This is a genomic window from Bacillus cereus group sp. Bc031, from assembly GCF_027716265.1.
Lineage (GTDB): Bacteria > Bacillota > Bacilli > Bacillales > Bacillaceae_G > Bacillus_A > Bacillus_A paranthracis.
This window is the reverse complement of the sequence record NZ_JAQFUL010000133.1, coordinates 1-8,166: the sequence shown is the minus strand read 5'-3', so window position 1 is coordinate 8,166 and position 8,166 is coordinate 1. Positions and strand designations below refer to the sequence as shown.

Genomic DNA, 8,166 nt, shown 5'->3' with positions numbered 1-8,166 from the left:
AGTATTAATTTACGGGTCTCTTATTAAGGGAATTTAAAGCTGAAATAACAGCTTAAATATAATATACGAGGAGAAATCATCATGAAAAAATTAGTAGGAATCGGGTTAGCAGCAGCAATTTCACTTGGAGCATTATCAGGTTGTTCTTTATTAGGAGAGAAAGCGAACGGTTTTGTACTTTATGGATCAGAAGAACAAGTTCAGCAAATTACAGATAAAAACAAAAAAGAAGTGAAAGAAAAAGACTTCTATAAAATGAAAATGACAACATTAGAAGGTAAAAAAGTTCTTGTCATGGATAAGAAAACTGGTGAAGAACTGGTGAAGAAAGAATTACTTAACAAAGTGGATGCAAAAGACAACACGAAGCCACTTGATAAATTACCAGCTGTAACAGCAGAACAAGGTGTATTATTCGCAAAAGAGAAAGTAGAAAATGCTACACTTGATGGAGCAAAATTAAAATATGAAGGCAACACAATTATCGGAAGTGGCCGTGCATATGCCGACATGTTCGCAATTGTTGATGATGCAACTTACGGAAATGTAAAAGGTGAAGAAAAATCTGTAGGTGTATTAAAATTCCATAAAGACCCAAGTAAAGAATTCCCTGGAAATAATGGTGTAGAATCATCACAACTTGTAAAAATTAAAAAGTAAAAAAAGCTTTGCGACATTCGCAAAGCTTTTTTCTATTTATGAGCAATTTGCTCCATATCCGGACTACAAGTATTCGACTGACATGACTTATTTAAAGAACATGCCGCGCATTTTCCTTTTTTACTTCTCTTTACAAAATTAACTAACGTGTATGCTGCATAACCAAAAATGATAGCTCCAATTATAATATTGACCATCATCACAATACATCTCCTTCTAGAATCCGAGTAGGGATCCAACTTGGTATATAATGAGCGTTAATACATAAGCAACTACGAGTGGATACACGACTGAGAAAATCGTCCATTTCGCTGATCCTGTTTCACGTTTAATAACAGCTACCGTCGCTAAACACGGAACATATAATAAAATAAAGAACATAAATGCATAAGCTGATAATGCTGTATAATGTGCTCCCATTACATTTCCAAGCACATCTTCTTTCACCGCATAAATAATGGCCATTGTAGAAACGACAACTTCCTTCGCTAAAAATCCTGTTAAAAGGGAAGCTGCAGCTTGCCACGTTCCAAAACCAAGCGGTGCAAATAGTGGTGCGATAAATCCACCAATCATTGCTAAGAAACTGTCTCCCATATCAACACCAAATCCTGATGGCCCTGCATAATTTAATAGCCAAATGACAACAGAACCACCAAAGATAAATGTACCTGCTTTACGAACAAATCCTTTCCCTTTCTCCCACGTACTTAGCCATAACGTTTTCGCTTGCGGCACGCGGTAAGGAGGTAGCTCAATAACGAAAATAGATTTTTCCGCTTTTAAAATGGTAAGAGACATAATTTTTGTAACTAATAACGCAAGGACAATCCCTGCAACATATAGGAAGAACACAACAGTTGCCTGACTATGAGGGAAGAATACTCCCGCAAATAACGCATATACAGGTAAACGTGCCGAACAAGACATAAATGGTGTTACAAGAACTGTAAGTAAACGTTCTTTTTCTTGTTCAATCGTTCTCGCTGCCATAATACCCGGAACATTACATCCAAAACCGATAATCATCGGAATAAACGCTTTTCCGTTTAAACCGAAGAACTCCATAATTCTATCCATAACAACTGCAATTCGCGCCATATATCCTGAATCTTCTAATAATGAAATGAAAAAGAATAGTGCAAAGATTTGTGGAACGAATACTAATACGGCACCAACACCAGCAATAATACCTTCCGTAACGAGTGCTTGAATAAAATCAGAAGCTCCAACACTTGTAAGCCCAGCTATCACCCAATCCGTAAGCTGTCCAGCAAAAAACTCATCTAACATATCCGATAAAGGTGTCCCAATCCACGTAAACGTAACCTGAAAAATAAAAAACATAACTGCTAAAAAGATTGGAAGTCCTAAAATTTTATGTGTAATTAATCTATCAATTTTTTCTGAAAAAGGAATTTCTCCTTCTTTCTCATGCTTCATAACATTTGTTTTTAACTTTTCAATATACGCTTCATGAGTTTTGTAAATGTGCTCTTCCAACGTACAATCAAGTTTTTCTTCTAAGCGAGATCGAATGGCTATGAGTTCCTTATAGATTGGTAATGCTTTCATTTCTTTTTCTACTACTTCGTTATTACTTAAAAATTGAAGAGCTAACCATCTCGGATGCTCATAATTCGCTTTCTCTAAAAGAGAAATTACTTCTCCAATTCCTTCATCCATTCGTACACCATATGAAATAATGAATGGCTTTTTCTCGTTTTTGTCATTTTCTTTAAGAGTCGCAAGTAATTCTTCACAGCCTTTTCCACTTCTTGCAACGACAGGAACGACTGTTACACCTAATAGTTCTGATAATCGTTTTACATCAATTACAATGCCTCTTTGCTTCGCCACATCAATCATATTTAAACCAATTGAAACTGGCTTACCAAATTCAAGTAATTGCAACGTTAAATGCATATTTCGTTCAAACTGCGAAGAATCTACAATATTTAACATATGCTGAAATTCTTCTGTTAATAGAAAGTTTGTTACAACACCTTCATCACGCGAAACTGGATTTAAATCATACACACCTGGTAAATCAATTAATGTTCCTTGCTTATCTTTTAATTTACCAACCTTCTTTTCTACTGTTACACCGCTCCAGTTTCCTACGTATTCATAAGAACCAGTAAGCGCATTAAATAATGATGTCTTTCCTGTATTCGGATTCCCTAGCAAAGCTACCTTATTCACGCTAATTCCACCTTTATCATTTTCGCGTCACAATGACGAATGCTAATTAACTGTCCACGACACTCCAATGTACAAGGACCTTTGAACATCGCTTTCTGCTTCATACGAAGTTCGCTTCCTTCAGAAAGACCAAAAGCAGCCAGTCTTCTCTTTAATAATTGATCTAACGACTGAACGCTTTTTACTAACACTTTCTCACCAATTTTAATATCTACTAAGCTCATAACCTTCCCCCTCAGAAGAGAATGATAATTATTTTCAAAAAAATTATAGCACACTCTATTTCTCTTGTACTATACCCTTTTGCTTCATATTTATTAACATTTCGCTACAATTCTATTTCAATTATTGTCATACTGTATTCATTTGCCATTCTCATCCATTTCGCTTACAATAAACAGTAGCAAATAAAGAATCTCATTATCACAGGGGGAGCCATGCCGCTGAGAGGGAACACTTCGTTCCGACCCTTCGAACCTGTTAGTTAATGCTAACGCAGGGATTGTGCAAACGTCCGAAATACATACCTCTTTTTTTATTTACGTATTTCGTATCCTCCTATGATATCTATTCTTTTTTGTACAACTTGGATTTAGGGGGAGACAACATGCGTAACACCAATTTACAAGCGATGATCGAATCTGCTATTCTTGCAGCCTTCGCCATGGTCATCGACATTTTACCATTATCAATCAAACTTCCAACAGGCGGTTCCATTTCATTTGCTATGATTCCTATTTTTATTATTGCATACCGCTGGGGCTTTAAATCAGCTTTCTTAGGTGGTTTAGTTTGGGGACTATTACAAATAGTCGTGGGAGATGCTTACATTTTAACACCTGTTCAAGCATTCATTGAGTACTTCATTGCCTTTGCTTTTATCGGATTTGCTGGCTTATTCTATCGTCCAATTCAAAAAGCACTTTTAACTTCTAATGAAAATAACTTAGAACAATCCAGTTTAGGTAGCCGTAAAGACAAACCTTCATCAAAACAAAATGAAGGAAAGAAAGTTCTTGCTTATATTATCCTTGCTACATTTATCGGTAGCTTTGCCCGCTACTTCTGTCACTTTATTGCCGGTATCATTTTCTGGGGACAATATGCGCCAAAAGGTCAATCAGCTGTGCTTTATTCATTAATCGTAAATGGTAGTACAATGATTGGTTCCTATATTCTATGTACCGTTTTACTTATATTTTTATTCCTTACTTCACCACGCTTATTCAAGAGCATCAATGCTTATCAAATAAATGCAAACAAAAAGGGCGCTTAATAAGCGCTCTTTTTTTCATATCGTAATATCAATTAAAAATACAATAAATGCGCAAAGAAAAATAAATACTACCATACCTAGTAAATTGCTATACACGGCTAATCTACTCCTTACATAACCTCATTTTCTAACCAGATTATATCGTTTAAAAATAAAGATTAAGTAAAGATAATATGAAAATAAATTAAAAAAGCGTAGATTATATTGTCTACGCTTTTTTCTGTAAATAAAAATAAAATAACACACCATCTTCTGTATTCTTTACTCCATATTCAGCATCATGCAGTTCTAAAATATTCTTTGAAATGGCAAGCCCAAGACCTGTTCCTCCTTGCAAACGCTGGCGAGCTGCATCCACGCGATAAAAACGATCCCAAATTTTATCTAATTGTTCTTCTTCTATGTGAGTACCTTTATTTTCAATACACACTTTTATACGATCCTTCTCATCTATTGTAGAAATAATAATATCTTCTTTATTTGGTGTATAACGTATGGCATTCGTAATGAAGTTCACGATCACTTGTTCAATCCGTCCTTGATTTGCGACTACTTCAAATGGACCTATATTTTTATGAACACGAAGTTCTTTTTTCTCTATTTCTACAGAAAGGTGTTCACATATATCTTCCATTACTGTATCGATATAAAATGAATCTATTTTCATTTTATATGTGCCTGACTCAAATTTAGCTAACTCCAGCATATCCAAAATTAACGTATCCATTTTGTCTACTTCTCGTTCCATCGCTTGAAAATAATACTCCTTTTTATGCTCAGCTACTCCATCTTTTAAAATAGAAATACAGCTTTTCATAATACTCAGCGGTGTTTTTAGTTCATGCGAAACACCAGAAATGAATTCTTTCCGCGTATTTTCTAATTTTCTTTCCTTTTCAATATCTTGTTCTAGCTGTCCAATATGCGAATGAAGTTTATTCGATAGTGTATTAATATTCTTAGATAAATCACCAATTTCATCTTTTGAAGTAATCGGTATTTGTTCTGTGAAATCTAAATGCGCTATTTTCTTCGTTGTATCATTTATTTTTAATAACGGCTTTGCGATTTGTTTAGAGTAATAGAACGAAGCTAGAAAAATAAGAACGACTACAAATGCAATAATGTAAATGTAGTAATCTTGTACCATTTGTACAGCTTCATCTACAGGCTGTAAAGAAGCCATCGCATATATATATGTGACGGATCCGTCTTTTTCTTTTATTGGTTTGATTAATAATTTATATTTAATATCATTTTTTTCATAGTCCATTGTTTGTGTAGTAGATTGTATGGGCTTGCTCTCTTTTAATAATAAATCCGTTTGAAATTCTTTTATGTTATCTAAGAATATACTATTTTTATAAATTGGATTTACAAGATCTTTTACATCGGGAAATTGGACTTTCGTAACACGCCCTCTTATGTAAACATCTGATTCTTGGGCAGCTGGCTCCTGAACGACCGGCTTCTTTTCCTTACCATCTTGTTCCCCAGCTGCTTTCTTTTTCTCCTGATCTAATTTACTCATTTTTTCCTTAAACGCTTTTTCTAACGGTTTATTAAATCCATTCAAATTTTGCTTACCTAGCGAAAAAGAGAATGGAATAAAACTTTCTTCTTTTTTCACTCCAGAAAAATAAATTTCTTGTCCTAAAAATGGATCTGATGATTTATTATCAATCTCTTCTATATTGACGAGATTGTATAAGGGAATTTTGAATATTTGTTGTCCAAAGCTCTTTTGTTGCCTACGATCTATCGTTACCTCAAAATAAAAATCATCCGCATGTTTTAAATTCCCATTTTGATCTAATGTCGTAATCCACGTATTATTTTCTCTTAAAAAGTCTTGCTCTAGCTTCTGAATTCCTTCTGCACTTCCTACATAGTTCAAATAATTCTTTTCGAAGAAATTTAAATTCACTTTAATATCTTCCACTTTTCGATTCGCATAATATTGTTTAAAAAATATCGTTTGTCCAATAAATATCGTCGCTAAAATTAACATACATAATGCTGTTGTGAGGGTAAATAATTTTAGTACAATCCCTTTTCTCATACATTCCCCTCAAATTTATAACCCGTTCGTACTACAGTTGTAATGTACTTTGCTTTCTCTCCTAATTTATTTCGCAAATTACGAATATGACTATTAACCGTTCGATCGTCACCAGCAAATTCATATCCCCAAATTTTTGAAATGAGTTGCTCTCGTGTTAAAACAATCCCCTGATTTTTCATCAAGTACGCTAATATTTCAAATTCTGTATGAGTTAAATTAATGTCTGTTTTATCTACCGTAACAGTACGCGATGGAAAATGGACATGAATACCATGAATTGATAATATATCATCTTCATTCTCTAAAAGTTGTTTTGTTATTTTTCTACTTTCTAACAACCGTTTTGCTCTTGCTAATAAAATTGGTGGACTATACGGCTTCGTCACATAGTCATCTGCCCCAAGTTCAAAACCAAGTAACGTATCATCTTCATCAACACGTGCCGTCAGCATAATGATAGGAACCTCGGATGTTTTACGGATTCTTCGGCAAACAGACCATCCATCAAGTTCCGGCAACATAATATCTAAAATAACTAAATCAACCTCTTCTTCCTCAAATACAACTAAAGCTTCTTTCCCGTCCCTTGCTTCAAACACTACATATTGCTCACTTAAAAAATAATCTTTTAATATTTCACGTAATATATCTTCATCTTCTACAATTAAAATGTTTTTTGCCATAACTTATATCCCCCTCTCGCTTTCAGAAACTATAATTTCATTTTGAATAACTACCAGTTAACTTCGCCTCGATAATATATCTATCTGGCGCATCCCCTATATAATCAAATGGGTAACAAGTCGTCAGTGTTAGTATCGGTTCTTCTTTTTTTATAATAACAGTACGATCATCCGCATGGGTAATCCATATTTTTTGAATTTCATATGTGTACGTTTTATTATCATACTCTAAAACAAGAGTGTCTTTTTCTTTCAACTGTCCTAAATCTGTAAAGACAGTATCCCTATGCCCACTTAGTACAGTATGTCCTCCTCCAGATGGCGTTGTCGTTACATCACTAACGAACATTCCAACTCCTTTTTTCAAAGTTGCATCATCCGCTCCCCAATATATAGAAAATTTCTTCTTTAATTTCGGTATATTTAACATCGCTACCTTTTCTCCTTCTTTATGTTCTGTTTGAGAAGAAGGCACTTGAGAAGTTACCAGTGTTTCATAAGGAAGTTGATTATGTTGTATATTTTTAAAGCTCTTTATTTCCTCATTCGTTAATTCTTGCGCAGAACTTTTTCCTTTATACCATTCCACAGCGTAATAAGATCCCATAAATAGTCCTATAGCCATCAATATGATACCGATATAATTGAGTAACTTCATTCTTCATTCCTCCATGTCAAAAATGGTAGGAATAACCTACCATTTTTAATATATGAAATTATTCCATTCTTTATAGGAGAATATTTTATTTACGCCTTAACTTTATTGCGACGATTCAAACCAAATAATGTCCCTACCCCTACAAGGCATGCGCTTAGTGCCATCATTGCTACATTATTAGAAGCTGTATTTGGTAATTTTTCACCTTGTACAACTGGCTTTGCTACTTCTTTTTTAGTTGCAGCATTTTTTTGTTGTACTTGTGCTGCTTCCTTTTTCCCTTCCTCACTCTTTTGCTGAGCCTTTATTGCTTCTTCTTTTTTTGCCATATCATTTTTCAGCTGTTCTTGTGCTATTCTCTTTTTCTCTTCTTCATTTTTTTGCTGTTCCTTAATCGCTGCTTCTTTTTTCGCCTTATCTTGTTGCAGTTGCGTTGCTTCTTCCTTCGTTACTGTTCCAGTATCCGCACTTGCTACTGAAGAATAGCCTACTGTTAAAAGTGCTATTGCACAAATCGGTAATAGTTTCTTTTTCATTTTATTTCTCTCCTCGTATATTATATTTAAGCTGTTATTTCAGCTTTAAATTCCCTTAATAAGAGACCCGTAAATTAATACTT

9 protein-coding genes and 1 riboswitch are annotated in these 8,166 nt (G+C 34.3%); of the genes, 2 read left to right on the top strand and 7 right to left on the bottom strand.

Annotation, left to right across the window (positions count from 1 at the left end):
- Positions 1 to 81: 81 nt before the first annotated feature.
- A complete protein-coding gene (locus tag PDQ33_RS27300; protein ID WP_270756971.1) occupies positions 82 to 660 on the top strand; it encodes a lipoprotein BA_5634 family protein in 579 nt (192 codons plus the stop codon).
- Between the two features lie 32 nt (positions 661 to 692).
- Here PDQ33_RS27300 and PDQ33_RS27295 read toward each other — a convergent pair whose 3' ends face one another.
- The 3 genes from PDQ33_RS27295 to PDQ33_RS27285 are packed head-to-tail and all read right to left on the bottom strand — an operon-like array spanning position 693 to position 3,089.
- A complete protein-coding gene (locus PDQ33_RS27295) occupies positions 693 to 860 on the bottom strand; it encodes a FeoB-associated Cys-rich membrane protein (RefSeq protein WP_000989595.1) in 168 nt (55 codons plus the stop codon).
- A gap of 16 nt (positions 861 to 876) precedes the next feature.
- Entirely contained in the window at positions 877 to 2,865 is a 1,989-nt protein-coding gene (gene feoB, locus PDQ33_RS27290) for a ferrous iron transport protein B (protein ID WP_270756972.1), read from the bottom strand.
- Positions 2,862 to 3,089 (bottom strand): FeoA family protein, encoded by a 228-nt coding sequence (locus PDQ33_RS27285; protein WP_000060519.1) that lies wholly within the window; start codon positions 3,087 to 3,089, stop codon positions 2,862 to 2,864. Before PDQ33_RS27285 ends, feoB begins: the two co-directional genes overlap by 4 nt.
- 194 nt (positions 3,090 to 3,283) lie before the next feature.
- A riboswitch (TPP riboswitch) is annotated at positions 3,284 to 3,385 on the top strand.
- Between the two features lie 87 nt (positions 3,386 to 3,472).
- Between PDQ33_RS27285 and thiT the strand changes: the two genes are divergently transcribed.
- Positions 3,473 to 4,141: an energy-coupled thiamine transporter ThiT gene (gene thiT, locus PDQ33_RS27280; protein ID WP_001246599.1), complete on the top strand. Its 669-nt coding sequence runs from the start codon at positions 3,473 to 3,475 to the stop codon at positions 4,139 to 4,141.
- Positions 4,142 to 4,349: 208 nt separating this feature from the next.
- Here the strand turns inward: thiT and PDQ33_RS27275 are convergent, their stop codons facing one another.
- From PDQ33_RS27275 to PDQ33_RS27260, 4 genes are all read right to left on the bottom strand, one after another.
- Positions 4,350 to 6,203 (bottom strand): sensor histidine kinase, encoded by a 1,854-nt coding sequence (locus PDQ33_RS27275; RefSeq protein ID WP_270756974.1) that lies wholly within the window; start codon positions 6,201 to 6,203, stop codon positions 4,350 to 4,352.
- Positions 6,200 to 6,889 carry a response regulator transcription factor gene (locus PDQ33_RS27270; RefSeq protein WP_061131994.1) on the bottom strand — a complete coding sequence of 230 codons (690 nt, stop codon included), beginning with the start codon at positions 6,887 to 6,889 and terminating at the stop codon, positions 6,200 to 6,202. Before PDQ33_RS27270 ends, PDQ33_RS27275 begins: the two co-directional genes overlap by 4 nt.
- A 37-nt stretch (positions 6,890 to 6,926) precedes the next feature.
- Positions 6,927 to 7,547 carry a class D sortase gene (locus PDQ33_RS27265; protein ID WP_061131993.1) on the bottom strand — a complete coding sequence of 207 codons (621 nt, stop codon included), beginning with the start codon at positions 7,545 to 7,547 and terminating at the stop codon, positions 6,927 to 6,929.
- Positions 7,548 to 7,636: 89 nt separating this feature from the next.
- A complete protein-coding gene (locus PDQ33_RS27260) occupies positions 7,637 to 8,083 on the bottom strand; it encodes an LPXTG cell wall anchor domain-containing protein (RefSeq protein WP_061131992.1) in 447 nt (148 codons plus the stop codon).
- Between the last annotated feature and the right edge of the window lie 83 nt (positions 8,084 to 8,166).

Bases quoted from the DNA above. Each gene is read 5' to 3' on its own strand.
- PDQ33_RS27270 (WP_061131994.1), bottom strand. From the start codon at position 6,889: ATGGCAAAAAACATTTTAATTGTAGAAGATGAAGATATATTACGTGAA.
- PDQ33_RS27295 (WP_000989595.1), bottom strand. From the start codon at position 860: ATGATGGTCAATATTATAATTGGAGCTATCATTTTTGGTTATGCAGCA.
- PDQ33_RS27275 (WP_270756974.1), bottom strand. From the start codon at position 6,203: ATGAGAAAAGGGATTGTACTAAAATTATTTACCCTCACAACAGCATTA.
- PDQ33_RS27265 (WP_061131993.1), bottom strand. From the start codon at position 7,547: ATGAAGTTACTCAATTATATCGGTATCATATTGATGGCTATAGGACTA.
- PDQ33_RS27260 (WP_061131992.1), bottom strand. From the start codon at position 8,083: ATGAAAAAGAAACTATTACCGATTTGTGCAATAGCACTTTTAACAGTA.
- PDQ33_RS27300 (WP_270756971.1), top strand. From the start codon at position 82: ATGAAAAAATTAGTAGGAATCGGGTTAGCAGCAGCAATTTCACTTGGA.
- thiT (WP_001246599.1), top strand. From the start codon at position 3,473: ATGCGTAACACCAATTTACAAGCGATGATCGAATCTGCTATTCTTGCA.
- PDQ33_RS27285 (WP_000060519.1), bottom strand. From the start codon at position 3,089: ATGAGCTTAGTAGATATTAAAATTGGTGAGAAAGTGTTAGTAAAAAGC.